Annotated in this window: 22 protein-coding genes and 1 other RNA gene; 14 read left to right on the top strand and 9 right to left on the bottom strand. The window is 52.5% G+C overall.

The genetic code is table 11. The features are described 5' to 3' along the window. Positions 1-29 precede the first annotated feature (29 nt). Genes O0S10_RS00625 through O0S10_RS00610 form a run of 4 tightly spaced genes read left to right on the top strand, consistent with a single transcriptional unit; the run spans position 30 to position 4,476 of the window. A complete protein-coding gene (locus O0S10_RS00625) occupies positions 30-365 on the top strand; it encodes an ABC transporter permease (protein ID WP_268923949.1) in 336 nt (111 codons plus the stop codon). After that, positions 365-1,597, top strand: coding sequence for a histidine--tRNA ligase (gene hisS / locus O0S10_RS00620; protein WP_268923948.1), 1,233 nt, complete (start codon positions 365-367; stop codon positions 1,595-1,597). The genes O0S10_RS00625 and hisS overlap by 1 nt, the downstream gene beginning before the upstream one ends. After that, the gene (locus O0S10_RS00615) at positions 1,584-3,386 is read left to right on the top strand and encodes a DNA topoisomerase VI subunit B (RefSeq protein WP_268923947.1); all 1,803 of its coding nucleotides are present in this window, start codon (positions 1,584-1,586) and stop codon (positions 3,384-3,386) included. The genes hisS and O0S10_RS00615 overlap by 14 nt, the downstream gene beginning before the upstream one ends. Next, the gene (locus O0S10_RS00610) at positions 3,379-4,476 is read left to right on the top strand and encodes a DNA topoisomerase IV subunit A (protein ID WP_268923946.1); all 1,098 of its coding nucleotides are present in this window, start codon (positions 3,379-3,381) and stop codon (positions 4,474-4,476) included. The genes O0S10_RS00615 and O0S10_RS00610 overlap by 8 nt, the downstream gene beginning before the upstream one ends. Before the next feature lie 32 nt (positions 4,477-4,508). Here O0S10_RS00610 and O0S10_RS00605 read toward each other — a convergent pair whose 3' ends face one another. Continuing rightward, complete coding sequence (locus tag O0S10_RS00605) at positions 4,509-5,126, bottom strand: hypothetical protein (protein ID WP_268923945.1); 618 nt, start codon at positions 5,124-5,126, stop codon at positions 4,509-4,511. Between the two features lie 124 nt (positions 5,127-5,250). Between O0S10_RS00605 and O0S10_RS00600 the strand changes: the two genes are divergently transcribed. Further along, complete coding sequence (locus tag O0S10_RS00600; RefSeq protein ID WP_268923944.1) at positions 5,251-6,150, top strand: beta/alpha barrel domain-containing protein; 900 nt, start codon at positions 5,251-5,253, stop codon at positions 6,148-6,150. A 20-nt stretch (positions 6,151-6,170) separates the two neighbouring features. After that, entirely contained in the window at positions 6,171-6,293 is a 123-nt protein-coding gene (locus O0S10_RS00595; protein ID WP_268923943.1) for a hypothetical protein, read from the top strand. 109 nt (positions 6,294-6,402) lie between these two features. Here O0S10_RS00595 and O0S10_RS00590 read toward each other — a convergent pair whose 3' ends face one another. The 7 genes from O0S10_RS00590 to rnpB form a co-directional block, all read right to left on the bottom strand. Beyond that, positions 6,403-6,660 carry a hypothetical protein gene (locus O0S10_RS00590; protein WP_268923942.1) on the bottom strand — a complete coding sequence of 86 codons (258 nt, stop codon included), beginning with the start codon at positions 6,658-6,660 and terminating at the stop codon, positions 6,403-6,405. Beyond that, a complete protein-coding gene (locus O0S10_RS00585; RefSeq protein ID WP_268923941.1) occupies positions 6,647-7,129 on the bottom strand; it encodes a YkgJ family cysteine cluster protein in 483 nt (160 codons plus the stop codon). The genes O0S10_RS00590 and O0S10_RS00585 overlap by 14 nt, the downstream gene beginning before the upstream one ends. A gap of 371 nt (positions 7,130-7,500) precedes the next feature. Further along, on the bottom strand, positions 7,501-8,679 hold the full coding sequence (locus O0S10_RS00580) for a hypothetical protein (RefSeq protein ID WP_268923940.1): 1,179 nt from the start codon (positions 8,677-8,679) through the stop codon (positions 7,501-7,503). Positions 8,680-8,942: 263 nt separating this feature from the next. Then, positions 8,943-9,599, bottom strand: a complete 657-nt coding sequence (locus O0S10_RS00575) for a hypothetical protein (RefSeq protein ID WP_268923939.1) — start codon at positions 9,597-9,599, stop codon at positions 8,943-8,945. Positions 9,600-9,740: 141 nt separating this feature from the next. Next, the gene (locus O0S10_RS00570) at positions 9,741-10,313 is read right to left on the bottom strand and encodes a hypothetical protein (protein WP_268923938.1); all 573 of its coding nucleotides are present in this window, start codon (positions 10,311-10,313) and stop codon (positions 9,741-9,743) included. A 203-nt stretch (positions 10,314-10,516) separates the two neighbouring features. Next, the gene (locus tag O0S10_RS00565; protein WP_268923937.1) at positions 10,517-11,209 is read right to left on the bottom strand and encodes a hypothetical protein; all 693 of its coding nucleotides are present in this window, start codon (positions 11,207-11,209) and stop codon (positions 10,517-10,519) included. Positions 11,210-11,254: 45 nt separating this feature from the next. Further along, positions 11,255-11,568, bottom strand: an RNA gene (gene rnpB / locus O0S10_RS00560) — RNase P RNA component. 92 nt (positions 11,569-11,660) lie between these two features. Between rnpB and O0S10_RS00555 the strand changes: the two genes are divergently transcribed. The 4 genes from O0S10_RS00555 to O0S10_RS10535 all read left to right on the top strand — a co-directional run bounded on the left by O0S10_RS00555 (position 11,661) and on the right by O0S10_RS10535 (position 14,413). After that, positions 11,661-13,220, top strand: a complete 1,560-nt coding sequence (locus O0S10_RS00555; protein WP_268923936.1) for a bifunctional metallophosphatase/5'-nucleotidase — start codon at positions 11,661-11,663, stop codon at positions 13,218-13,220. Between the two features lie 25 nt (positions 13,221-13,245). Continuing rightward, a complete protein-coding gene (locus O0S10_RS00550) occupies positions 13,246-13,812 on the top strand; it encodes a TIGR00296 family protein (protein ID WP_268923935.1) in 567 nt (188 codons plus the stop codon). Positions 13,813-13,975: 163 nt separating this feature from the next. Further along, positions 13,976-14,302, top strand: a complete 327-nt coding sequence (locus tag O0S10_RS00545) for a nucleotidyltransferase family protein (protein WP_268923934.1) — start codon at positions 13,976-13,978, stop codon at positions 14,300-14,302. A gap of 6 nt (positions 14,303-14,308) precedes the next feature. Continuing rightward, positions 14,309-14,413 (top strand): HepT-like ribonuclease domain-containing protein, encoded by a 105-nt coding sequence (locus tag O0S10_RS10535; protein WP_425438298.1) that lies wholly within the window; start codon positions 14,309-14,311, stop codon positions 14,411-14,413. Between the two features lie 68 nt (positions 14,414-14,481). Here O0S10_RS10535 and O0S10_RS00540 read toward each other — a convergent pair whose 3' ends face one another. Then, positions 14,482-19,218 (bottom strand): DEAD/DEAH box helicase, encoded by a 4,737-nt coding sequence (locus tag O0S10_RS00540; RefSeq protein WP_268923933.1) that lies wholly within the window; start codon positions 19,216-19,218, stop codon positions 14,482-14,484. Positions 19,219-19,448: 230 nt separating this feature from the next. Between O0S10_RS00540 and O0S10_RS00535 the strand changes: the two genes are divergently transcribed. From O0S10_RS00535 to O0S10_RS00520, 4 genes are all read left to right on the top strand, one after another. Next, the gene (locus tag O0S10_RS00535; protein ID WP_268923932.1) at positions 19,449-19,748 is read left to right on the top strand and encodes a YlcI/YnfO family protein; all 300 of its coding nucleotides are present in this window, start codon (positions 19,449-19,451) and stop codon (positions 19,746-19,748) included. Between the two features lie 125 nt (positions 19,749-19,873). After that, positions 19,874-21,319, top strand: a complete 1,446-nt coding sequence (gene tgtA, locus O0S10_RS00530) for a tRNA guanosine(15) transglycosylase TgtA (protein ID WP_268923931.1) — start codon at positions 19,874-19,876, stop codon at positions 21,317-21,319. Then, on the top strand, positions 21,316-22,944 hold the full coding sequence (gene arcS, locus O0S10_RS00525) for an archaeosine synthase subunit alpha (RefSeq protein WP_268923930.1): 1,629 nt from the start codon (positions 21,316-21,318) through the stop codon (positions 22,942-22,944). Before tgtA ends, arcS begins: the two co-directional genes overlap by 4 nt. 828 nt (positions 22,945-23,772) lie before the next feature. Next, entirely contained in the window at positions 23,773-24,822 is a 1,050-nt protein-coding gene (locus tag O0S10_RS00520; protein WP_268923929.1) for a permease, read from the top strand. Positions 24,823-24,850: the final 28 nt, after the last annotated feature.

Raw genomic sequence — 24,850 nt, 5'->3', positions numbered from 1 at the left:
AAGCCCTCTGCACCAAATAATAATCATTCATGTACGTTGATCCGATAACCTACGTCGTCGCCTTCGGTGCGGTCGTCGTCTCCTTCCTCTGGCTGCGGGACACCCGCATCTACGCCAGAACCGGCCTTGAAGGATACCGCAAAGCCGCCTACCAGGGAGTCCTCTTCACCGCCCTCGGATGGTTTGCCGCCGCAGTCGCCGGCCTTGCCGACACCACGCTTCTCTACCTCGGCTGCGGACTTGTCCTCCTTGCAATGTACCTCCAGTCGAGAATTGTCCGGGGAGACGTATGGAAAGGAAACGAAACTGCCTGGCAGCGACTGATCGGATCAGCCCCCATTCCCGAAAACCGGAGGAACCACTAATGCTCCAGAAACCACGCGGAACGCGGGACTTCCTTCCCGCAGAAATGGCACAGCGAAGATACATCGAACGCCGCATGAGAGACGTCGCCCGGTCCTTTGGCTACGGCGAAGTCCAGACCCCCATGTTCGAAGAGCAGGAACTCTTCACCCTCAAATCCGGCGAAGGAATTATCGGCGAAATGTACGCCTTCGAAGACAAAGGCGGCAGAAAAATCGCACTCCGTCCCGAACTCACCGCCGCCGTCGTCCGGGCCTACGTCAACGAAGCCCAGGTCGCCCCCAAACCCCTCCGCTGGTTCTACTTCGCCGAATGCTTCCGGTACGAACGCCCCCAGAAAGGACGATACCGGCAGTTCTGGCAGTTCGGCTGCGAACTGATCGGTGCAGACTCGCCCGCCGCCGACGCCGAAGTCATCGCCCTCGCCTACGAACTCCTCAAATCATCCGGCGTCCGGTTCGTCCTCAAGATCGGCCACCTCGCCCCGATGAAACACCTGCTCGCCGGCCTTGACGCAACCGGACAGAAGAAGGTCATGGCAGCACTTGACAAACGCGACACGGACCTTCTCCATACCACCCTTGCCGCAATCGGCCACGCTGACCTCTACGAACCCCTCATCCGGCTCATCACCGCCGCAACCCTCGACGAAGTCTGGGCGGTTACCGGCGACATCCCGGAAAAAGAACGCATCGAAGAGACCTTCCGGTACCTCACCGCCCAGAACATTCCCTTCGTTCAGAACTTCGGTATCGCCCGGGGACTCGACTACTATACCGGCATGGTCTTTGAAGGATTCGCCGACAACCTCGGCGCCGAAAACCAGATCCTCGGCGGCGGCGTCTATCGCCTGGCACACCTGTTCGGCGGAAAGGATGTTCCGAGCTGCGGATTTGCAATCGGGTTTGACCGCGTCATGGTCTCGCTCGGCGAAATCGTCCCGGAAACCGCACCGGTCGTTGCGGTTGTCGCAACGCCCCAGACGCGGACTGCGGCGTACGCCGCAGCCGCCGCGTTCCGGGCGGCGGGCATCACGGTCGTCATGGACGTCATGGACCGGAGTTTCGGGGCACAGCTCTCCTCAGCCCTGAAATCGGGCGCATCCTACGCGGTCCTCATCGGAGAAAAAGAGGCAGCGGCAGGAACAGTCACCCTGAAAAATCTGGCAGAAGCAGCACAGACGGAGATGAGTCTTGCAGATGCCGTAGATGAGGTAGCGAATGGTTCTTGCTGACGAACTCGCCAAGAAACAGCGAAGCATCAGTGTAGCAGAATTTTTTGAAAAGAATAAGCATATGCTCGGCTTTGATTCCCCCACGCGGGGAATCATCACCACCATCAAAGAAGCCATCGACAACTCGCTGGACGCCTGTGAAGAGGCCGAAGTCCTGCCCGATATTTTAGTTTCCGTCCGCAAACTCGGCGGCGACGTGTTCCGCGTCGTCGTCGAGGATAACGGACCCGGCATCATTCCCGAAAAGATGCCGGCGGTGTTTGCCAAACTTCTCTACGGTTCACGATTCCATCAGGTCCGCCAGACCCGCGGTCAGCAGGGTATCGGTATCTCGGCGGCGGTCCTCTACGCCCAACTGACAACCGGCAAACCGACGACCGTTATCTCCCGCACGGGTGCAAAGACGAAAGCCCACAAGATGACGCTCGTCATAAAGACCGAGACGAACGAGCCGGAGGTGCTGTCGCACGAGGAGATCGACTGGGTGCTTCCGCACGGAACCCGTATCGAGCTTGAGTTCAAGAGTACGATGCAGGCGAAGAAGAAACTGCTGGAGTACCTGAAGTACACCTCGGTCGTCAACCCGCATGCCCGGTTCCGGGTGGAGATCGATGACGAGTCGTTCACCTTTGACCGTGTGTCAAACGATGTGCCGCCCTGCCCGGTTGCCATCAAGCCGCATCCGTACGGTATTGAGCTGGGTGTTCTCAAACGCATGACGGCGGCGTCCGATCTCCCGCTCAAAGAGTTTCTGATCGAGAGCTTTTCCAAGGTCGGGGAGAAGACGGCGCTGGAGATCTGTTCGGTGGCAAAGCTGGACGCGAAGGTTCGCGTGAATACGATTCAGCTGGAACAGCTGAACCCGCTGCTTGACGCGATGCAGACGGTGAAGATTCCCGCCCCGCCTGCGTCGCAGTGTCTATCGCCGATCACGGAGGATCTGATCGTGAAGGGGATGGAGAAGGAGTTCCAGCTGGATTTCATTAAAGCCCGGACCCGTCCCGGCAATGTGTTTGGGGGAAATTCATTCATCGTGGAGGCGGCGATCGGCTACGGCGGGAAGCTGCCGTCCGAAGGCAGCGCGATGATTCTCCGGTTCGCCAACCGTGTGCCGCTGCTGTATCAGCAGGGGGCGTGTGCGATTACGTCCGCGATTGCGAACGTGAACTGGAAGAACTACGGGGTGTCGCAGCAGGGCCTGCCGATGGGACCGATTCTGATTCTGGTTCATGTGGCGGCAACGAATGTGCCGTTCACGAGCGAGTCCAAGGATGCGGTGGCGTCTGTTCCGGAGGTGGAACGCGAGATTACGCTTGCGTTGCAGGAGCTGGGACGGGATCTGAAGCTGTTTTTGTCGCGTCGCGACAAGAACAAGCTTCAGGACGACCGTGCCCGGGCGATTTGTGCGGTGATTCCGTTAATCGCCCGGAAAGTCGGGGAGATTGTGGAGCTTCCGCCGCCGGATACTTCACTGATTGAAGGGAGAATCATGCGGCGGGTTGTCCTGAAGAAGGGGTCGGCAAACGGCAGAATTACGATCCGGATTGATAATTATACGACGAAGGATCAACTGGTGTCGCTGTATGACATATCGGGCGATTCGGCGGCTGACGCCACCGTTCCGCCCGATTTCGTGACGGAGATGGAGGGTGAGTATACGAAGGTGTGGAAGCGGACGCTTTCTGCCGGGGCGAACTTTGAGGTGTCCTATACGGGCACCGGAGGAGGTATTGTGGATATGCAGGGTGTTGCAGAAAATCTGAAAGTGGTGGTGGATGTAGATGTCTGATCCCCGTGAACGTGATATGGCGACGAAGCAGCGTCTGATGGAGATTGCGAAGGTCTGGTATGATCAGATGGACGCAGGAGATGTGCCGTCTATTACGCTGCCGACACGGACAAAGTATAATCTGGAGTTCGATGATGATTCGGAGGTCTGGACGTACGGTTCAAAGGAGAGTACGCGGAATGCGGGGACGGCGAAGTCGGCGATTCATATGCTGAAGATGGCGTATGTGATCGGGTTTATTAAGATGCAGCTGGCGGAGAACCGGTCGTCGACGTTAAGGGAGATGTATTATATCTCGGAGGGCTGGAAGCAGGCGAAGTTCCATGCGCAGAATGAAAGTAATTATCTGGTGGAGGATCTGGAGATTATTACGAGTTTGCAGCGGGAGTTTTTCCATATGCGGCCTGAGGAGGACGGGGCGTCGATTTTCGGTCCGCTGCGGGTGCGGGAGAATACGCGGCGGGGGATGAAGGAGATTCATTGTCAGGATGATGTGGGGGAGGCGGGGTATAATATTCCGAATAATGTGGAGAATGTGGAGCTGGTGGATCATGATGCGAGTTGTGTGATTGCTCTTGAGACGGGTGGTATGTTTTCGCGTCTGCAGGAGAACGGGTTTGATGAGGAGTATAATACGATTCTTCTGCATCTGAAGGGGCAGCCGACGCGGGCAACGCGGCGGATGCTGAAGCGGATGAATGAGGAGCTGAAGATTCCGGTGGTTGTTTTTACGGACGGGGATCCCTGGTCGTACCGGATTTATGCGTCGGTTGCGTATGGTTCGATTAAGGCGGCGCATATGTCGGAGTTTCTGGCAACGCCTTCGGCGCAGTTTATCGGGGTGAAGCCTTCAGACATCCGGGATTATAATCTGCCGGCGGATAAGCTGACGGAGCAGGATGTGAATGCTTTGAAGGCGGAGTTGTCGGATCCCCGGTTCGGGTCGGAGTTCTGGAAGAAGGAGATTAATTTGCAGCTGGAGATGGGGCTGAAGTCGGAACAGCAGGCGTTTGCGAGCCATGGTCTGGATTTCGTGACGAAGGAGTATCTGCCAACGATGTTGTCGGAGATCGGGGTTTTGAAGCGGTAATGTTGTGTCCTGTGCTGCGGTTTGCTACCAAATCAGTCTGCCGATTGAGCATTTGCTCTGATGCGGGCTGATTCACAGGCTTCGTCCAGCAGTACTGACGTTTCGTAGATCCGGCACCAGCCGTGTGCCTGAATTTCCATGCCCGGTTCAGTGGGCAGAGAATCGCAGTAGTAACAGGTTTTGCACCTGTGTTTTTCTTTTTCCACCCGGACAAAGGCAACGAGGTACCCCCACAACCGGGAATAGGTACTGCCCCGGGCGTAGACTGCCCAGTCTACGCCGTGAAATCCTTCTTCCGCATCAGGAGCTGCCGTGATAGTGGCGGTTATGTGGGTACCGTTTGTTGTACAGGTTGTGGTAATCTGGGTGTTCACGAATCGTGGCGATGCATAGTAATAGTATGCTCTGTCAAAGGTGCCTTCTCCGTCGTAAAAAAATGAATAGCTTTCCCCCGGACGGAGCGTGATCTCAATTCGTTTGTAGAGGTGTTCGCAGTTCTGGCGGCAGTAGAGGGCTGTTTGGCCTGTGTCCGTGAATTTCGCGGGTACATGCGGCTGCTGGAAGTTGTACATTTTCGCATCAATCCTCTTGGTGGGAAGTCCAATAAGAGTGTTGAACGCAGACTGACATGCCGAATTAACAGGGAACAAGGCTTTATCCGCAGTTCGCAGGCAAGCCGTGTCACCTCACACATGGGAGTTCCCGATAAACGAATTTCAGTGCCGTGCCATAAAACTCGCAACCTTAACAATCTCAGAGGGCAACTAATACACAATGACTGATGTGAAGGTACCGCTTGACGTTCCCGAGTGTATGCGGGAACAGTACACAGAAAACTACAACCTGATCACTGCAGGTTCCGGCCGCCTCATGCTGTTCGCCGGCGACCAGAAGATTGAGCACCTCAACGACGACTTCTGCGGTGCAGGTATCCCCGAAGACGATGCAGATCCGGAACACCTCTTCCGTATCGCATCCAAAGCCAAGATCGGCGTACTTGCCGCCCAGCTCGGCCTCATCACCCGCTACGCCATGGACTACCCGGATGTTCCCTATCTCGTCAAGATGAACTCCAAAACCCACCTCGTCGGCGTCTCCCAGAAAGACCCCGTCAGCCCGCAGCTGTGGACGGTCGATCAGATCGCCGACCTCGCCGACCGGGGCATCAAAATTGCCGGAATCGGCTACACCATCTACCTCGGCAGCGAGGAAGAAGCGGACATGCTGGCCGAAGCCGCCCAGCTGATCAACGCGGCGCATCAGTACGGCATGGTCTCCGTACTCTGGATTTACCCCCGCGGTAAAGCCGTCAAAGACGAAAAAGACCCGCACTTAATCGCAGGAGCAGCAGGCGTCGCCGCATGTCTCGGCAGTGATTTCGTTAAGGTCAACGCCCCAAAGAAGGAAGGGGCAGCCTCCGCAGAACTCCTTAAAGAAGCAGTCAAAGCAGCAGGCAGAACAAAACTCGTCTGTGCGGGAGGCTCATCCGTCTCCGAGGAAAAGTTCCTCGCCGAACTCTACGATCAGATCCATATCGGCGGTGCGTCCGGCAATGCGACCGGCAGAAACATTCACCAGAAACCTCTTGATGAGGCCGTGAAGTTCTGCAACGCAATTTACGCGATAACCGTTGAGAACAAGAGCGTCGCTGAAGCGGTCGCTCTGCTGAAATAATGTATTTGGATATCAGAACCATGAAAAAACAGTCCATACTCATCGACGGAGAACTCGAAAACTTCTTCTCATCTGAAGGAATCCTTGCCATTTTTGTCATGATGATTCTCATGAGTATTTTCGTTGGTGTGTTTCTCCAGTGAGTTCTGCGTACGACTGCAGGACAACGGACAAGAGATACTTCCGGAGCGGAGGAAAACCCTCCGGAAGATTTTTTTAGAAAAACGGAATGCCGAGAGGTCTCCTCCCGATTTACGACAGGATATTGCCCACACTCGCATACCCGTCGCCGCGGGTCTCCGCACAGCCGACGGCCGTTGCCCGGGAAAACGCAACCTCTTTGCACACGCGTTCCCGCAGACAGAATGCAAGAGCGGGCGACCGTTCCGCAACACCATCGATCACAAAATAACGGGAATGCATACAGAACCGGCATTTTTCCGGCGTCACCCTCCGCCCGTCCGTACATCGCAGATGTCCGTCCGTAACCGGAAGTTCATTCTCCGTCATAGAACAGAACCGAGTATCCCTGACCGCGGAGGAGGGCGGTAATTTCTTCACGGGACATTGCCGGTTGTTTTTGCACGCCTTCCCGCCAGATCTCTTTGAGCGTCTCATCACTGGTCACCAGAGAGAGCTTTCCTTTCACGCGGCCCACCTCCTCGCCGTTTTTGCTGATGCGTGCCGCACAGCAGTGATAGTCCTTGCAGATGAACAGCCGCCCGGGATGAATGGTACAGACATATTTGCCGTCAGGCCGTTTGCGGACGAAGAAGCAGGCAGAGGTATGTTCTTCCTGAATGGAGTGGTCGGTGTCGAAGAGGTCGCGGTACTCGGGCGTGATAAGAACCGCTTTTGTCTCGCCCACCACTTCGTTCTTTACGTAAAACCCGTACTTCGAGATCTGGCGATCCATCCGCACTATCTCGCCGATCCCAAGACAGCACAGACCGCACTGCGTACACTCAAATGTGCTCATGATTCCTACTACCATCTACTCTGGGGAGTTATTAAGGTATCAGTCGGGAGGGCGTTGAGTAAATGTCCAGACGTGTTCATACCATATGATCGGATTCAAATTGCGTTGCTCGAGAGTCTTTGATTTTTTGTTGCATGCTGGACGTAGCAATACTGAAGTTTTCCAGTGTTGTTTCTACAGGAATGACCCAAGAGGATCCTGCCCACGCCGGCAGCCGCAGCGCAGGCTGTTGATGGCATCCTGTTGTTAGGAGGGCACATTCACAGCCGGGGCAGAGGGGCGTGGTGTCGATAAGGCCGGCGACTGCGGGACGGTTGAAGAGAACTCCGCGAAAAGCCCGTGAGATTGCTGGTGTGGTGGTTGCATGGGTATTACACCCACACGCTAGCATCAGTTCCGTCTGGAACGGTAAATCCGTGTTCTTTAACCATCTTTTTCATCTCTTCAATATCTTTGATCTCCTCCTTATGTTTCTCGATGGTGTTTACTAACCCGTAAATCGCACCTGCGAGAGCAGCACACGCGATTGCAATAAGTACCAGTACAATAACTAGTGCCAGCTGCACCTCATATTTTGTAAGACGGGTAACTTCGCCGAAGCTCTTTCCCAGTATATCGTATTCAAACTTGCCCACAAATGTGGTTCTCGGGCTGAATATAATCCATCCGACAGTATAAAAAAGAATATTTGCAGCGATGACTATTGTTGCCATCTCAAATGATAAGTCCTGAACATACTCCGTGTGAGCTCGCTCGATCTTGTACTGTAACTCAGTGTATCTTTCAGTTTCATCTTTCGTCCATACCTCTTTAGATGTGTTGTAAGTAACAACCTCGGATCTCTCGGTAAATGGGTTATACACGGTTTTAAGGCGCTGGTTGAGAGGAACTCCCAATTTTTCCTCCGCGGGGTAGTTATTGCGAGACGGTTCAAATCGTGTCAACGCCAATCCCTCACTAATAGATAAGCTGTTGGCTACGTTTTTGAGATCAGTGCCGAGCATCTGGTAGTCATCCGTGTTACAGTGAGATCCGAATACCGCACAAGCATCATTTAACTTTCTTGCTGCATCATAAGATTGAGACAACTCCATCTCATAAATTGTAGTAAGTTCCGGGTCTTTCACGAACAATTCGTTAGAAAGAGCCATATACGAGGAAATGTTTTCTTTTACAATCGATTGGTAGGCCTCTGGGTTCTTGGAATATAAGATATCCAGTGAGACAATCTTGTCTCGAATAGAGTACACAACTCTTTCTTTATCTGCCATATATTCCATATATCCCATTCTTCCTTCTACAGTGTTCATATCATAATGGTTACCCACATATTGCACGAGATGATGCCACGCAACCATAAACTCAGCCCGCAGTATGCCAGGGTTTTTGAGATGACCGTCATCTCCAAACACATTGGCACACCTCAGCAGCTCCTTCTCAACATCGGCCTTTTCGATATTGTCGTTGACGCCGTTGGAAGCTGCAACTGGACACACAGCAACATATGACAAAAATAAGATCAAGACGACACTGCAAAGAATATGGTTCATTTCTTCTTCATCTCCGAAAAACAAATACTACCAGATCTATTCTGTTGTATAATACTAATCTCATTAAACAATGTTAAAGTCATTGAACACAAACTGACACCCAATTGGAAAACACCGGAAACAGCGTTGTGTACATCCCTGTTTCACTCGTCACATGATGACGCAGAACCATCACGAACAGAGGCGAACATGAGGAATGCGAGAGGCAAGTTACTCCTTGGAGAGGGACGGTGTAATCAGAGTGATTGTCAGACGTTGAAACGTTACGTTGGTGCCATCGTGAAATTATCTAACGAATACGCAGTACTGGGTGTCATGTTGTTCTGTGTGACAACACAGGCAAGCTGATTGGTATTGTACACACTTGCCGCAACAGAAAACGTATCATTCTGATGGATAACAACCGATGAGTTTAATTGCGCAACAAGTGTTTTACCGGCATATCTGCCAGTTTTTGCGATGCCGTACCCGTATACGGTAAGGGATCTATTGGACAGGATATCCTCTTTTAGGATGCGTTCGTTTACCAGCGAGTATACACGTCCTACTCCGGAATCGCCCGGCCAAAACCTGAACATTGGATTTTTCTGGCGATCGGGATTGTTTGTTGGTACAAAGTAGTATCCCTGCAGACTAAAATCATTGCTCGGCACGTACTGAAACTCTGTAGTGCCATTGAGGACTTTTATCCATACTGCATTATCTGCTGCTGCTGGTGGAATTGCGATCAACATCACAATCAACGCGAGGAGTGTGGTTACTTGCGATAGTTTTTTCATTTTCGTGTCACCTCTTTTGTTTAATATTCCAGTTAATTCCAAAAAAACCGAAACTCTTTCGTTTGGAGTTAATCTCTTCATAATTTTTCCTGAAATGCCATTTTCCGTTTTTTTGCAAATGGGTGATTGGCCTGCAATCATGCAGATAACGTGTAGTGTTTTTCGGACAAAAAATAATCAACGTGTTGAACACAGACTGACACTATTCCGAAAAACAGAGATTCCCAACAGATAAATGCAGGACAAAACCGGTTGGGAGACAAAAAAAGAGATCATCCGGATTCAGACGCGGTGCATCTCAACCGGAATATCCATATCCAGCATCGCATTCAGCCCGAGTTTTTTCGGATTGATCGTCATCGTAAGTGTATCTCCCGCAAGCGTAAACCCCATCGACTCGGTTCCGATACTGCCCGTGTAGCTGCCGCCGTCGTTGTTCGTCCAGACGAACCCGCTCGCAAACGTCTCGTCCATGCCTGCACCGTGCACCGCGCCGGAGAGATCACCGGTAAAATCGTCGCGGAAGGTCACGGTTCCCTGCCCGTTCGCCGAGACGAAGAACAGTGAGACGGACTTCGTGCCCGTCCAGGTGCCGAGAATGGGATCGTCCGCCGCAGGAGCAGACAGGGGTGGTGCGGCAGGTGTCGTTCGATCTGAACCGGTTGCGATCGCCGTGGCAGTTACCGGAACTTCGGGCGTTGAAACCAACGTGGGGACAACGGCTGGGGTATCCGGTTTTCCGCTACTTACTGCTGTAACCGTCCCGCATCCCACGATGAGAATTAGAAATACCAGCCCAATACAGAAAAGCGGTTTCAAAACCGAAACTCTTTCATTTGGAATTAATCTCTTCATAATTTTTCCTGAAATGCCATTTTCCGTTTTTTTTTGCAAATGGGTGATTGGCCTGCAATCATGCAGATAACGTGTAGTGTTTTTCGGACAAAAAATAATCAACGTGTTGAACACAGACTGACACTATTCCGAAAAACAGAGATTCCCAACAGATAAATGCAGGACAAAACCGGTTGGGAGACAAAAAAAGAGATCATCCGGATTCAGACGCGGTGCATCTCAACCGGAATATCCATATCCAGCATCGCATTCAGCCCGAGTTTTTTCGGATTGATCGTCATCGTAAGTGTATCTCCCGCAAGCGTAAACCCCATCGACTCGGTTCCGATACTGCCCGTGTAGCTGCCGCCGTCGTTGTTCGTCCAGACGAACCCGCTCGCAAACGTCTCGTCCATGCCTGCACCGTGCACCGCGCCGGAGAGATCACCGGTAAAATCGTCGCGGAAGGTCACGGTTCCCTGCCCGTTCGCCGAGACGAAGAACAGTGAGACGGACTTCGTGCCCGTCCAGGTGCCGAGAATGGGATCGTCCGCCGCAGGAGCAGACAGGGGTGGTGCGGCAGTTGCGGCAGGAGTGGATACAGGAGTGGTCACAACCGGAGAAGAAACGGTCGTTGCCGCAGGGGATGCAGGTGTTGTCGCCGGAGAAACCGGCGTGCTGACGGTTGCAGCAGTTGTTGAGGCAGGTGTTGTTCGATCTGAACCGGTTGCGGTTGCAGTGGCAGTCGCCGGAACTTCGGGCGTTGAAACCGACGTGGGGACAACAGCTGGGGTATCCGGTTCTGCAATACTCTGATAGTTCTGCCACGCAGAAATTCCTGACGAGACAACAAGCAGTACTCCCACACAGATCACTGCAAGAATAAGAATTGTTCCAAGTTTTGAGGTATCTGCCATCTATATATCACCACCACATCCATGAAAAACATCAGCGAAAAACGTGAGTCGGAGTAGTAAGCCTCCTCCTGTTCGTTGCGGCATTCGGCTTAGCGTCGTACCCGGATCATGGCGTTCAGGCGCCGCACGCAGATCCTGTTTCGACTTGCACCCGCAGGGATTCGCCGTTCCATCGATCCCCCCGGATCAGCGCTCGACGGGTTAGGTTCCGTCTCATTGCTCCCCGGAGGACGTGTCGTTTCTGTTCCAGAGCCGTGACTCTCGCCACCCGTGCTTGCACACGGCTGCGTTACCTGAATGGTGGGAGGACTTTCCTCAGCGATCCCGTAATGATCACCGTCGGCCGCATGCTCCCTCTCACGTACCTGTTATATTAGTGTCAGGGGGTTATCAAGATGATGACAGAACAGTATATCTCCTCTCCCGTACAGAGAAAACAATGAGAATATCAATGAACCAGAAATACCGGACGTATCTCGCAGTTGTTCTTGCAGCCGTACTCCTTCTTGCAGGTTTCCTCGTCATAACTCTGGGAACTGCCGGGGACGCGGAGGTAACGATCACCATCTACCACACAAACGACATGCACGGTCATCTCGAAGACCTTGCCTATACCATTCCGCTCCGCGACGCCACACCCAACGCTCTGCTGGTGAGTGCGGGCGATGCCACCCAGGGAACGCTTCTTGCCACCGCCACAAACGGCACGGCAATCATGACCCTGATGAACGCTGCGGAGTATGATGTGATGACGCTGGGAAACCATGAGTTCGATAAAGGGGCAGGCCATGCCAGAGAACTCGCCGGGCTTGCGGAGTTCCCGGTTCTTTCGGCGAACACGATCTATCCGAACGGCACGGCACTGCTTGGAAACGACGGAAATCTCATCATCGAGACCGGCGGGAAGCGGATCGGTTTCTTTGGTATTACGACGACCGAGACAAGCGGCCCGTACTCGCAGTTTATCTGTACGGATGAGATAAGCGCTGCAAAGAACCAGACCGCTCGTCTTGCGGAGAAGGATGCGGATCTGATTGTGGCTCTGGTGCATATCGGTAACGACCCTTCTTCGTCGCCGACTTCGTATGATCTTGCGGCGGCGGTGCCGGAGATTGATCTGATCATCGACGGTCACAGTCATACGGTGATTCAGGATACGGTAGGAAATACGACGATTGTGCAGACCGGCGCATTTTTCCAGAATCTCGGACGGATCAATATTACGTTTACCGCGGACGGCCATTCGATTGAGACGTCGCTGATTCCTGTGGCGGATCTCCGGAACGGGACTGCGGATCCGGCATACGCGGCACTGTATGCGAATCTGTCGGATATGTCCGGGGAAGGGTATGAGCGGGTTATCGGCAACTCGGCAACGCCGCTTGCGGCGAATGCCGAGAACGGGACGCGGCTTGTCCGGATGCAGGAGATGCCGCTCGGCGATCTGGTCGCAGATTCGATGCGGTGGTATGCGAAAAAGACACTTGCGGGAACTGAGCGGGACGGACTGCCGATTGTTGCAGCAGTGAATGGCGGCGGGGTGCGGGAGAATCTTCCGGCGGGAGATCTGACGCTGGGCGATGCGTATACGGTGCTGCCGTTCGGGAATATGGTGACGCTGCTTGGCATTACGCCGGCAGAGTTGTATGCGGCTCTGGAGAACGGGGTTTCCGGTCTGCCGGGTGCGGACGGGAGGTTTTTGCAGGTCGCGGGGATACGGATGACGATTGATGCGGAGGCCGTGCCGCAAAACCGGGTTGTTTCGGTGGAGCTTGCGGATGGCGGGGGCGTACTTGACCGCAATGATACCACGACTGAACTGGTGTTTGCGACGAACAGTTATGTTGCTTCGGGTGCGGAGGGGTATGAGGTGTTTGCCGGGAAACATCCGATCGAGGAGACGACAGTGGACGCGGTGGTGTTTGCGGAGTATCTGACGGTTCTGACGGAGGCGGGCGGGGGAAGTTTCACCTATGCGGTTCCGGCGAGGATTGTGGAAGAAGAGATTTGATACGTTGTCCCGCCAATAGAGTATCATGATTCTGCTGACGGATGCGGACGGGGCGTTTGCGGTTGCCCGGGCGAGAGAGCTGGTGGAGGCGGTGGTGCGGCGTAAGCCGGTTGCGGAGATCGTGTATCCTCCGGCGTTTGCACATCCCCGCGGGGTGTTTGTGACGCTGACGGAGTTCGGGGAGTTGCGGGGCTGTATCGGGATTCCGTATCCGGTGATGCCGCTTTCGGAGGCTCTGGAGGATGCGGCGGTTTCTGCGGCGGTCCGGGATCCGCGTTTTCGGCCGGTTGAGTCTGGGGAGCTTGCGGATATTTTGCTGGAGGTGACGGTTCTTACGCCGCCCGAGGCGCTGATCTGTCCTCCTGCGGAACGCTGGCAGCATGTGGAGGTGGGTCGTCACGGGCTGATTGTGAAGGCCGGGAGCCGCAGCGGGCTTTTGCTGCCGCAGGTGGCAACGGAATACGGGTGGACGCCGTCAGAGTTCCTCAGTCAGACGTGTATTAAGGCGGGTCTTCCGCCGTCTGCGTGGCGGGAGAGTTCGTGCAGTGTGTTTGTGTTTGAGGGGCAGGTGTTCCGGGAGCAGGAGGTCTGAGAATAGTTCAGTACGGAGTGAAAAAAATTTGATGTTCCCCCTTTTGTTCACTTTGTACTGAGCTTTTTTTGGCAGATGATTTTTCAGATGTGTCAACTTCTGTTCCTGTTTTTTCCCCTCCCAAAAATAGATAATCAAAAAAACCCTATTATATCATAGTGACATGCCGCACGAATACATCTCTATAAAAGAGGACGTCCTCAAAAAACTCTCGCGAAATCTTCCGGAGCTTGAGAAACGTTTCTCCGTTGAGACAATCGGCGTATTCGGTTCGGTCAGCCGTGGGGAAGATACCGCAGAAAGCGACATTGACATATTCTACGCATTCCGGGAAGGAAGCGGGGCAGGGATGTTTACCTGCATGGAACTTGTTTCCTATCTGGAAGATCTTTTCGGGCGAAAGGTTGACCTGGTTTCCCTCAACGGTATGAAACCGTACTTCCGTATCCTGATTGAACCGGAGATGATACCGGCAGAGGCTGTCGTATGAACCGGGATACACGGTTATACAGCTATTGATGCCGTTATTCTCTGGAATACCGTTTCACACGACATTCCGCCGCTGCTGGAACAGGTGCAGAAGATATTACGCGAACGTTGATACTGCTTTTCGGTTTGCGTGCTGCGGTCTTTCTGTTTAGAAAGGTCTGAGAAAAAATGGGTATATGGTTATTCTCCAAACGCTACCTTCGGCAGCTGATCCACAATTTCCATCGTCCGAAGACTCACGGTGATCAGGCTCAGCAATAAATCCAGAATGTATCGCGGATTGCCGACTTCGTCCGCCCAGTCGTTGGGGTCATTTTTGATGCCGCTATCTTTGTCAATGGTGATTGCATAGCGTTCCATGATCCATTCAATCGCACTTTTTCCGTTGACGATGTACTCATATGCTTTTTCCGGAATACCGGAGATGACAATAGATTCATTATACTGAATGCGGCTCTTGTCGCCTTTAGTAATGAACTTCATCTTGGTTACGCGGAGGTTTTCAAATTCCACACCACTGACATCAGCAGGATACGGCTCTACGGTTTCGTAGTGAAGATGTAAGTCTGCCAGGGCACGTCCCGCCCTGCTGAATGCAAGGAAGTCTTCTTTGTTCGCAACGAGCGGGATACGGGCAAGCATTTTTTTGAGGTCGTTTGCAAAGGTCTGTCGGTATTCTTTGGAGTGGAGGAATCCGTAGACATAGTAGAAGATGTCCTCTTTGGTGATGCTGTCATCCGCGTACTGACTGTGTGCTTTGTGATAGATGAAGTCGCTGATGCCGTCCTTTCTCGTGTAATAGGGCTGTTCTTCCTCGGCAACGGCGGCAAAGAGGGAGGTCTGGGTTGCGTCGAGAACTTTTCCGGGGGCGGCTTTGGTTGAGGGCTCGTAGTAGTAGAGGGGGAAGCACTGGGATTTTCCCACCAGTTCCAAGTCAGGGGTGAGATCTGTTATGAGGGCAGTAAATTCTTTGGTGACTCCAATTCCTGATATGCAGATAACTAGATTTTTCGTATTTTTGGTCGGGAATAATTTGGGAATCTGAAGTACTCTTTCATTTAATTCTCGATTGAAATATACCTGTTGTTTGAAATATGGTCGATACATACCAATTCTCACAGAGGATGCAACGAAGGAATACTTTTTGAGTCGTTCTAAATCTGTTTTTCCCCCATCACTCCAACTGAATCTTGTCGAATCGTAGGTTATGACATCTTTAGCGTCTATTTTTGGATTAGTTATTTTCTCCGTTGCATACTTATCTACCTGAGAATTATAGAAATCAATGGAATCCTGAATATTTTTCATCAGGTTTTCCTTTGAGAAGTTATAACACCATGAATCCCGTGAAGTACCTAAACCTCCAGAATAATACGGCACGAAAAAAGCCTTATCTTCCATCTCTCCTTTCTTATCCCCAAGAGGGGTATACATATCAAAGATCGGACTCCTCAGATTAATCCAGTCACCTGCTTCATTCGGTGTCAGAATCTGCAAAGACATTGTGAGATTTACGATACTGCTGAACCCTTTGATAATTTTCAGTTTCTCCTCCCGCGAAAGATAATCCCCAATATCATGGTAATAAATCGTTGCCTTCTCCTTTGAGGAACTCTGCCGTTTTACCAACAGAGTAATTGTTACAGACGTCCGGGAACCCGAACCGAAGATTTTCCCACCCTCTTTTCGACTCAGCTCACCACTCGTCCGCTGATTTCCCCGCAAGTTAAATACATAAATACTTGAGAAATCTCTCTCCAGATGTTTTCTGAACCCATTCATCGCATTTCCGTCAAGCCAGCTCCCGTTTGAAACAAAACAAATCACACCCTCATTCAGACGATCTGTAGCCCATCGGAATGCCTTGATATACGAATCATACAATGATCTTTTCTGAGTAACGTTCGTGGCCCGTACATACGTCTCCTCAATCCGCTTCTCCAGCCGAGGATACTTCACATTCTGTGCATTGTCATTTGCTGATTTTTGTCCCATTGAATACGGAGGATTACTCATAATCACCGTAATCGGCGTCTTCTTCTGCACATTCACCCGTTCCGAGTTCTTCGGGAAGAACTCTGAGGCAATCTGTTCCCCTTCCCGGTACTCATACATCTGGAACGTATCCGTCAGACAAATCCCCGGAAACGCCTGATAACTCATTCCCTCCGGCATCAGCGAATGAAACGCGTTCTCAATATTCACTGCCGCAATATAGTAGGCAAGAAGAACAATCTCATTCGCATGAATCTCCTCCCGGTACTTTCGCTCCAAGTCCCCGGAATCAATCAACCCGCTTTGTAACAACCGCGTCACAAACGTCCCTGTTCCCGTAAACGGATCTAAAATATGCACATTCTCGTCCGTCAGTCCCCGCCCGAACTCCTTTCGCAAAACATCATCCACAGAATGCACAATAAAATCCACCACCTCAACCGGAGTATACACAATACCCAGCTGCTCCACCATCTTCGGAAACGCCGTCCGGAAGAAATTATCATACAACTTCACAATAACTGACTGCCGTGCCTCCGCATTATCCAGCCCTTTTGCCGTCTCCCGAACCGAAGTATAGAACTTCTCCAGAGACTCCGTATCCTTCTCAAATGCATTCTCCTCCAAAACCCGGATCATATCCTGCATCGACTTCGAAACCGGATTATGTTCCGCAAACGAATAATTCTCAAACAATGCCTCAAACACAGGCCGTGTAATCATATGCTGAGACAACATCTCAATCGCCTGCTCCTCATCAATAGTCGGATTAATATTCTCCCGCAAACTCTCCACAAACTCTGCAAACACCTCCATCACGTCAGTATTCTGCACAAGACGCCGAATCCGGGCAATCTGCTTCTCCGCAATATCTGCAACCTGCTTCGCCCACACCTCCCAGTACTGCCGCTCCCCAACCTTCACCACCATCCTTGCATAAATCGTATCCTGCAACTCCGTAAACTGCAACTGAAGCCGTGTCTGAATGGTCTTATCACCCGCAGACCACCCGCTTCCCTCCTCCTCATCATCATGCGGAACACCGCCAATCAGGATATTCAGCGGCCTCTTCTTATTCAATTCAATCTTATTAACCGTCGCATTAAACCGATCATCATGCGCCCGCAGAGCATTCAAAACCGTCCAAACAACCTTAAACCGCTCATTATCATCCAAAACCTTCTCCGGCGGCATATCACTGGGAACCACCACAGGAATAATAATGTACCCGTACTTCTTATTCGGTGCCCGCCTCATAACTCTCCCTACAGACTGAACAACATCCACCTGCGAGTTCCGGGCAGACAAAAACATCACCGCATCAAGTGACGGCACATCCACTCCCTCTGAAAGACAACGGACATTCGTCAAAACCCGACATCCATAACTCTCCTCCTTCAACCACGACAACAACGCATCACGCTTCGCCGCATTCATCGAACCATCAATATGTTTTGCAGAAACATTCACAATCTGGGCCTGTCTCTCCGGCGACAGATCAGAAATATACCTCTCAGGAATCTCATTTAGATACCCGGCAATCTCCTTACTCGCAGAAATCTTCGGACAAAACGCAACTGCCCGCCTCATAGGTAACGGGTCCGTCTCCCGGATAATCCCCTCGTCCCCCACAATCTGCTTCGACAACGCATTCACACACCCAATCAACTTCGACGCATCATCCATCGAAATAGAATTATCTTCCCCAGAAACCCACCGCTGCACCGAAGGTGTGATATCTCTGTCAGAAAGGGTCAACACCAAAACCTTGTAATCCGTTAAAAGCCCCTCATTCACCGCCTGTCCAAACCCAAGACGATATACCTCCTTCCCATATACCGCCTCATCATCCATTGAACAAAGAACCGCATCATGCAACTCCGCCTTTTTCTTACTACTATCACTATACAAACGCGGCGTGGCCGTCATATACAAACGTCGATCAGCTGCAAGAAACGCATTATCATGTACCTTCACAAATGAGGACTCATCCTCCCCCGCCAACGTAACCCCCGTCGTCCGATGCGCCTCATCACACACAATCAGATCAAACTTCCAGTCAAACCTCTTCTGTACCTGAGAAACAACATCAATACTCTGATACGTGGAAAAAATAACGACCATCCTCGTATTCTGATTTCGAAGAAAACGAACAATCTGCCGCTCAATATTACCTACATCCGTACTTGCAGGCAGAGGAAGATCCATTACACTTCCACCAGTCAAATCCTCATTCGATCTCTTCTTGGAAACGGTCGCGTCAGAACAGATACAGATAGCCGATATGGATCGTTCAGCATTTGCCACCCACTCCCGCAGTGTCTGACCCATCAATGCAATTGAAGGAACAAGTACAAGAACCAGACCACGTTCCTTCGTTTCCTTCTCAGCAATCTTTAATGCAGTAAAAGTTTTTCCAGTACCACAAGCCATTATCAGTTTCCCACGATCTGCCGTCAGGAAATGCTCATGTACTGCCTCCACTGCTTTTTCCTGATGCAGGCGCAGCTTTTTCTTCTCAACACGCGCCGCAGTACCAAAAATCCCCTCATCCAACTTATTCCAATCGACCCCCGACGTTTCCAGATCAGAAACACTCAGACGGGAAACCGGAGGATCCTGCCTGTCCAGAACCTCCTCAGCATTCTTTCCCCATCTATTTGAGGTAGATATCCACAAACGGCGGGAAAAAGCAACCTCCCCCTCATCAGTACCGAATTTTCTGCTGGAAGTTGATAAAAATGAGTCAACTGCCTTCTTATCAATAACCGTATCTTCCCGGTAACATTTGCACTGAACTGCCCAGTACTCCGAATCTTTTGTGACGGCCACAAGATCAATTCCTGTATCATGCCCCCCAAACTGCCCCCGATACGGGAATTCATTCCATAACCAAACAGAGGAAAAGAGATCGACATACATTGGGTCCGTACGCAAAAATCCCTGTATAAGCTGTTCAAAACGGTTTCCCTTGTCAGTTTTAGAGGTGGAAAGATTACGATGTTTCTCTAAGACGGATGCAAATGACATAAGCCCTCAGTTTCAAATATTTTCATATTGTATATCATTGCATAACAAATGATCTATTTTGCAGACTACAAGAAATCAATGCTTGACTTAATCTAATTGAGATGGTTTTCGAATATCTATGTATGACAAAGTCAGAGATGGTTGGGCTACGGGTTCCTACAGATTTATTGGAAAAAATAGATGCTCAGCGAGGCAAGGAGTCCATAGATAGAAGTACCTTCATTATTCGGGCTTTACGCTACTGGACAGCTGTCGAAGGAAATATTACAACTGATCATGAGTTTATGAAACGTTTGGAAGATATTGAAAACAATGTTAACAAAATAACCGAGGACGTTAACACAATAAAGCAGCTATACGAACTCTCGTCCGATCAGCAAAAAGCCATTAACGCTTTGGTGAAGTTGCTCCCTAAAAGATAACGACCAGATAAAAAAATTGTCATCCGATAAAATACAATCCCGTTCCAATCACTCCGGACAATCCCCATATTTAATACAGCCCCCGCCAAACATGTACCATCTTTTCCAAACGGAGACAACCGGGCATGGGCATATATTTTGAAGTAATCCACAAAGACATCGCAGGGCGCGTCGGCAAACTCAAAGTCGGCGACAAAACCATCAGAACCCCGGCACTGCTGCCGGTCGTCAACCCGCATCTGCAGATCATCCCCCCCGCCGAGATGAAGAAGATGGGCGTGGAAGGCATCATCACCAACGCCTACATCTTCTCCAAAAGTGAGGAATTCCGGCATCAGGCACTCGAACGCGGACTGCACGACGTCCTCGACTTCGACGGGCTGATCATGACCGACTCCGGCTCATTCCAGATGTCCGTCTATGGAAGTGTGGACATCACCAACGAGGAGACCATCTCCTTCCAGCGGGACATTGGTTCCGACATCTGGGTTCCTTTAGACATCCCGACGCACCCCGACACGCCCCGCGAGGACGTCATCGCCCAGATGGAGATCACCGTTGCCAGAATGCGGGAGGCAAAAGAGATCTTCGGCCCCGACGCCCCGCTCTCCGGCCCGGTACAGGGAGCTGTCTTCGAAGACCTGCGGGAGACCGCAGGTCGTACCGTCTCCGAGATGGGATTTGCCTACTGCCCGGTAGGCGCAGTCGTTCCCCTCATGGAAGCCTACCGCTACCGCGAACTCGTCGATGTCATCATCGCCGCAAAGAAGGGGCTCAATCCGGGAGCCTGTGTGCATCTGTTCGGAGCCGGTCATCCGTCCATGTTCGCCCTCGCGGTAGCGCTCGGCTGCGATGTCTTCGACTCCGCAGCCTATGCTCTCTACGCCAAAGAGGGCCGTTACATCACTCCGTCCGGTACGCTGAAGCTCGACGAGATGAGTGAGCTGCCCTGCGCCTGCCCCGTTTGCCGGTCGCACACCGCAGATGAACTCCGCAAATCGCCTGACCGTCAGAAACTGCTCGCCTACCACAACCTCGCCGTCACTATGGCCGAGATCTCCCGTGTCCGTGCGGCGGTGCAGGAAGGAACGCTCTGGGAACTGGTGGACGAACGCTGCCGGGCACACCCGCGGCTGCTGGACGGCTACCGCCGTCTGCTGGAGCGTTCCGGCGAGCTGGAACACCTCGACCGGGCAACCAAACGCCGGTTCTTCTATCGCGGTGCTGAGTCCTGCGACCGTACCGAGGTCAGAAAATATCATGAGATGATCCCCCGCGTGAAACTTTCTGACGTTTCGCTGATCGATGCGGGCGGGCCGGTTCCCTCGCGGTTCGCCGAGGTTGTCGGGTTTAAGCCGCCGTTCGGCCCGGTTCCGTATGAACTCGCCGAGACCTTCCCGGTCGGCCCCTGCGAGATTCCGTCCTGGGACGAGACGATGGTGTCGTATGGTATCAGGGGTCTTGCGGCGCTTCTCGCCGCAAACCCTGATACGAAGGTGACTATCTCTACCACGGAGAAGTGGGCTGCCCGGTTCCGGGATGCGTTTCCGGACTGTGAGGTTATTACATGAGTACGTTCGATGTGAAAATCCGTGACGGTCTCGCCCGTACCGGCATGCTCCGCATCGGTGATGTGGAGATTCACACGCCCGCAGTCGTTGAGGCACGGGAGCTGTTTCCTTCGCTTGCCGACCGGCCGTTTACGAATCTTCCGCTCTCCGCCCCGCAGTCGGACGCGGACATCTATTATGTGCCGGGTACGGATCCGGTTTCTTTTCATCCGCTGGCGGTCTGTCCTGCGGTTTCCGGCGATGTGGTGATGATTCCGGGATGGCGGCCGGTGCTCGGCGATGCGAGGCGGTATGTGGAGTACCTTGCGGCGATCTTTGCCGGAACGCCGCCGGACGCCGCCCGCTATGCTCCGGCCTGTGCTCTTCCGTCGAACGCTGCCATGCTGATTGCAACCGGGTTTGATCTCTTCGATTACACCGCGGTCGATCTGGCGTCGATTCAGGGAAAGTTCTGTATGCCGGAAGGGGAGTTCGATGCTTCGTATCTGGAGAAGGGTGTCTGTGGCTGCGAAGGATGCCGGACGCATGATCTTTTCCTGCATAACCGGCTGGCGCTGGAGCGTGAGGTTGCGGTCGTGAAGACCTGGATTGCGGCGGGACAGATGCGGGAGCTGATGGAGCAGAGATGCCGGCTTCATGCAGAGCAGGTGGCGCTTCTCCGCAGGCTCGACCGTTCGCCGCTTTCTGCGGCGGCGCTTCCTGCGGTGCGGTCGTCCCGGTTCCTGGCAAACTCGGCCGAGTCGATGACGCGGGCCGAGATTGCATTTTTTGCGGAGCGGGTGATCAACCGTTTTGTTCCGTCACGGAGTGATGTCTGCGTTCTTCTGCCGTGTGCGGCACGGAAACCCTACTCAATGTCGAAGACACATCAGAAGTTTCAGAAGGTTATCGAGGGCCGGGCACATGAGGTGATTATTACGTCGCCGCTCGGCGTTGTGCCCCGCGAACTGGAACTTGTCTATCCTGCGGGACATTATGATGTGCCGGTGACGGGATATTGGGATCGGGAGGAGTCGGCGATTTTGACCGGGTATGTTGCCGCGTATCTGGCGAAGCACCGGTATGAGCGGGTTATCTGCCATCTGGAAGGCGGGGCAAAAGCGGTTGCAATCGCGGCAGCTGAGGCGGCAGGCGTTGAGTTGGAGGTTACGTGTACGGATGACCGGCCTTCTTCGCCCGATTCACTGCGGGCGCTGAATGCGGCGCTGAAGGATTGCCGGAAACGCCGCAATGATCCCGTTCGCGGTACGCTTGCCTGGCAGTTCGGCGAGCTGGTTGATACTAAAGGCTGGATGATAAAAGGCCGGTATCCGAATCAGAAGATCTATGAGAAGAAGACCCAGATGTTTTCCATTGATGCGTCAACCGGGCTTCTCCGGCCCACGATGGAGGGCTGGAAGTTCCTTTCCGGCTACCGGGTTCGGATCAGCGACGGGTTTGTGCCGCAGGGTGATATTCTTGCACCGGGAGTGGCTTCAGCCGATCCGGTTATTCGCGAAGGGGATGAGGTGCTGGTGGAAGGGCCGGGATATCTTGCAACCGGGAAGGCGGCGATGGGTGCGGAGGAGATGATCCGATCTTCCCGCGGGGTCGCCGTCCGCGTGCGGAAGACGAAAAAGAGCTGAGTTTTTGTTCACATCTGAAAATTCAAATACTTTTTTCGCATTTTTTTGCGGAATGTTTTTGGTACTATCTGCATTCCTTTATAGGATCGTGACCTATGGTAGTAGCAACGAGTGCTGTGTTCCGGCATACGAAGGACATGTCAGAATTCAACACTCGTTACAGATGCACACTTTCCGGTTTAGCGGACGGGTTTTACCCCTTAATAAAATCTGCCCGCGGATTCGCGAAAGTACCCGGATCTGTTGAAACCACCACAGCTACAGACCCTGCACTGATTTTTATCAGTGCGGGTGTCGTACACACATTCATACCACACACACATACTCTCCCAAGAACACATGACTTCCGGTTCTCCACAAATCGGAACAGATGCGGCACACAAAAAAATCAGATTTGCCGGTGTGCCGCATCACCCATCCCTTTTCCTGTTGTTTATTTCCGTGCGGTCAATTCGTTGTTATGAGAGGATTCGGTCTGATTTTTGCGGGAACAGTACCCGGGTGATGACATATGCGTTACACATTATGTAAAAGATTATATACATTCACTTCCTATGTGTATATGGTTGTGAGCGTCGGGAAATTCCGGCATCTCACAACAGCGTGCTTCGATCCATCCCCGGTTCGGCAGCACGGGTGTTCCGCGGCACAGCAGGTCTGCGGGGCACAGAGCAGAAAACAACATCACACACAGCAACCACCACACACAAGCATTCATTCATAGTCGTTTGACGGGCATCCGGACCCCCACACACCCGGATGCTTCAATATTCTTTTTGGTTCTATCCGTTCCTTTATGGACTTTTCCCGCAAACGTGACTGGTACAGATGGATTTTGGTGCAGCAATCGCTTCGGGTCTGTTTCATCTTGGCAGTTATGCGGCAGCGAATGCGCTGACAAGTCTGGTGCCGATTTTTCTCCTTGCAGGGGCGATTGTGGTGTTTCCCCGCAGTTCCGGTATCTTTCATTACTTTACTGATGCGGTTCCCCGCCGCGTTTCGTATCCGGTTGCGCTTTTGTCCGGCGCATTTCTCTGTGTTTTTAGTCTTGTTATTATTCCGATGTTTGCCGCCCTGCACCGGAGAGGGTCGGCGGTCGGTCCGCAGATTGTATTTTTGTATGCGGGTTCGGCGCTGAATGTTGTTGCGGTTGCGGGTCTGGCCTCGGTGTTCGGTGCGGGAACGGCGATCGTTTTTGTTGTGTGTGCGGGTGGGGTTGCGGTTCTTGCGGCCTGGATTATGTCTTTTCTGTTTCAGGCGCATACAACACCGCTGACGTTTCTCCGGCAAAGTACGCCGGGGTCTGCGGAAGAGACGGTGTGGTGTGTTCCGGTGCTGTTTCTTCTGCTGATTCTGATGCTGTTTGCCGGAACGCTTCCGGTTCCGTTTGCAGGAAAGATTGCGGCGGTTCTTCTTGCGGGTATGGTCGTTGTGCTGTATGCCCGCCGGTTTCTCTCTTCCGGCGGTATCCGCGAGTGGATGCATTCTGCAGGGCATATCGCAGTGCGGGCGGTTCCTTTTCTTCTGCTCGGCCACTTTCTGCTGGGGGTGTTCACTTCCCTGATTCCTCCGGAGATGCTGGTGCCGTATCTTTCGGACAATGGTTTTCTCTCGTGTGTTGCGGGTTCCCTTTCCGGGATCATTCTTCATGTGCCGGCAGCACTGGATGTGCCGGTTCTGGAAAGTACGTTCGGGTATCGGGCGGGGGATATCGCCGCAGGACCTATGGTTTCCCTGCTGCTTTCGGGTTCGGGCATCTGTCTGCCGCTTCTGATGGTGGTGCATATTGTGATAGGTACGCGGCGGACGGTGGTGTACGGTGCGGTCATTTTAGTTCTTGCGGCTTTGTTCGGGTTTTTGTACGGGCTGGCCGGATAGTATCCTTTTGGATCGGAGGGCCGGATGA

The sequence above is a fragment of the Methanocorpusculum petauri genome (assembly GCF_026891975.1).
Taxonomy (GTDB): Archaea; Halobacteriota; Methanomicrobia; order Methanomicrobiales; family Methanocorpusculaceae; genus Methanocorpusculum; species Methanocorpusculum petauri.
This window is presented reverse-complemented; position numbering and strand designations above follow the sequence as displayed.

Coding starts and splice junctions, on each gene's coding strand:
- O0S10_RS00575 (WP_268923939.1), bottom strand. CDS start 9,599: ATGATTGCAGGCCAATCACCCATTTGCAAAAAAACGGAAAATGGCATT.
- O0S10_RS00570 (WP_268923938.1), bottom strand. CDS start 10,313: ATGAAGAGATTAATTCCAAATGAAAGAGTTTCGGTTTTGAAACCGCTT.
- O0S10_RS00625 (WP_268923949.1), top strand. CDS start 30: ATGTACGTTGATCCGATAACCTACGTCGTCGCCTTCGGTGCGGTCGTC.
- O0S10_RS00565 (WP_268923937.1), bottom strand. CDS start 11,209: ATGGCAGATACCTCAAAACTTGGAACAATTCTTATTCTTGCAGTGATC.
- O0S10_RS00590 (WP_268923942.1), bottom strand. CDS start 6,660: ATGACGGAGAATGAACTTCCGGTTACGGACGGACATCTGCGATGTACG.
- O0S10_RS00520 (WP_268923929.1), top strand. CDS start 23,773: ATGGATTTTGGTGCAGCAATCGCTTCGGGTCTGTTTCATCTTGGCAGT.
- O0S10_RS00615 (WP_268923947.1), top strand. CDS start 1,584: ATGGTTCTTGCTGACGAACTCGCCAAGAAACAGCGAAGCATCAGTGTA.
- O0S10_RS00540 (WP_268923933.1), bottom strand. CDS start 19,218: ATGTATGTCGATCTCTTTTCCTCTGTTTGGTTATGGAATGAATTCCCG.
- hisS (WP_268923948.1), top strand. CDS start 365: ATGCTCCAGAAACCACGCGGAACGCGGGACTTCCTTCCCGCAGAAATG.
- arcS (WP_268923930.1), top strand. CDS start 21,316: ATGAGTACGTTCGATGTGAAAATCCGTGACGGTCTCGCCCGTACCGGC.
- O0S10_RS00555 (WP_268923936.1), top strand. CDS start 11,661: ATGAACCAGAAATACCGGACGTATCTCGCAGTTGTTCTTGCAGCCGTA.
- O0S10_RS00545 (WP_268923934.1), top strand. CDS start 13,976: ATGCCGCACGAATACATCTCTATAAAAGAGGACGTCCTCAAAAAACTC.
- O0S10_RS00550 (WP_268923935.1), top strand. CDS start 13,246: ATGATTCTGCTGACGGATGCGGACGGGGCGTTTGCGGTTGCCCGGGCG.
- O0S10_RS00595 (WP_268923943.1), top strand. CDS start 6,171: ATGAAAAAACAGTCCATACTCATCGACGGAGAACTCGAAAACTTCTTC.
- O0S10_RS00600 (WP_268923944.1), top strand. CDS start 5,251: ATGACTGATGTGAAGGTACCGCTTGACGTTCCCGAGTGTATGCGGGAA.
- tgtA (WP_268923931.1), top strand. CDS start 19,874: ATGGGCATATATTTTGAAGTAATCCACAAAGACATCGCAGGGCGCGTC.
- O0S10_RS00535 (WP_268923932.1), top strand. CDS start 19,449: ATGACAAAGTCAGAGATGGTTGGGCTACGGGTTCCTACAGATTTATTG.
- O0S10_RS00580 (WP_268923940.1), bottom strand. CDS start 8,679: ATGAACCATATTCTTTGCAGTGTCGTCTTGATCTTATTTTTGTCATAT.
- O0S10_RS00585 (WP_268923941.1), bottom strand. CDS start 7,129: ATGAGCACATTTGAGTGTACGCAGTGCGGTCTGTGCTGTCTTGGGATC.
- O0S10_RS00610 (WP_268923946.1), top strand. CDS start 3,379: ATGTCTGATCCCCGTGAACGTGATATGGCGACGAAGCAGCGTCTGATG.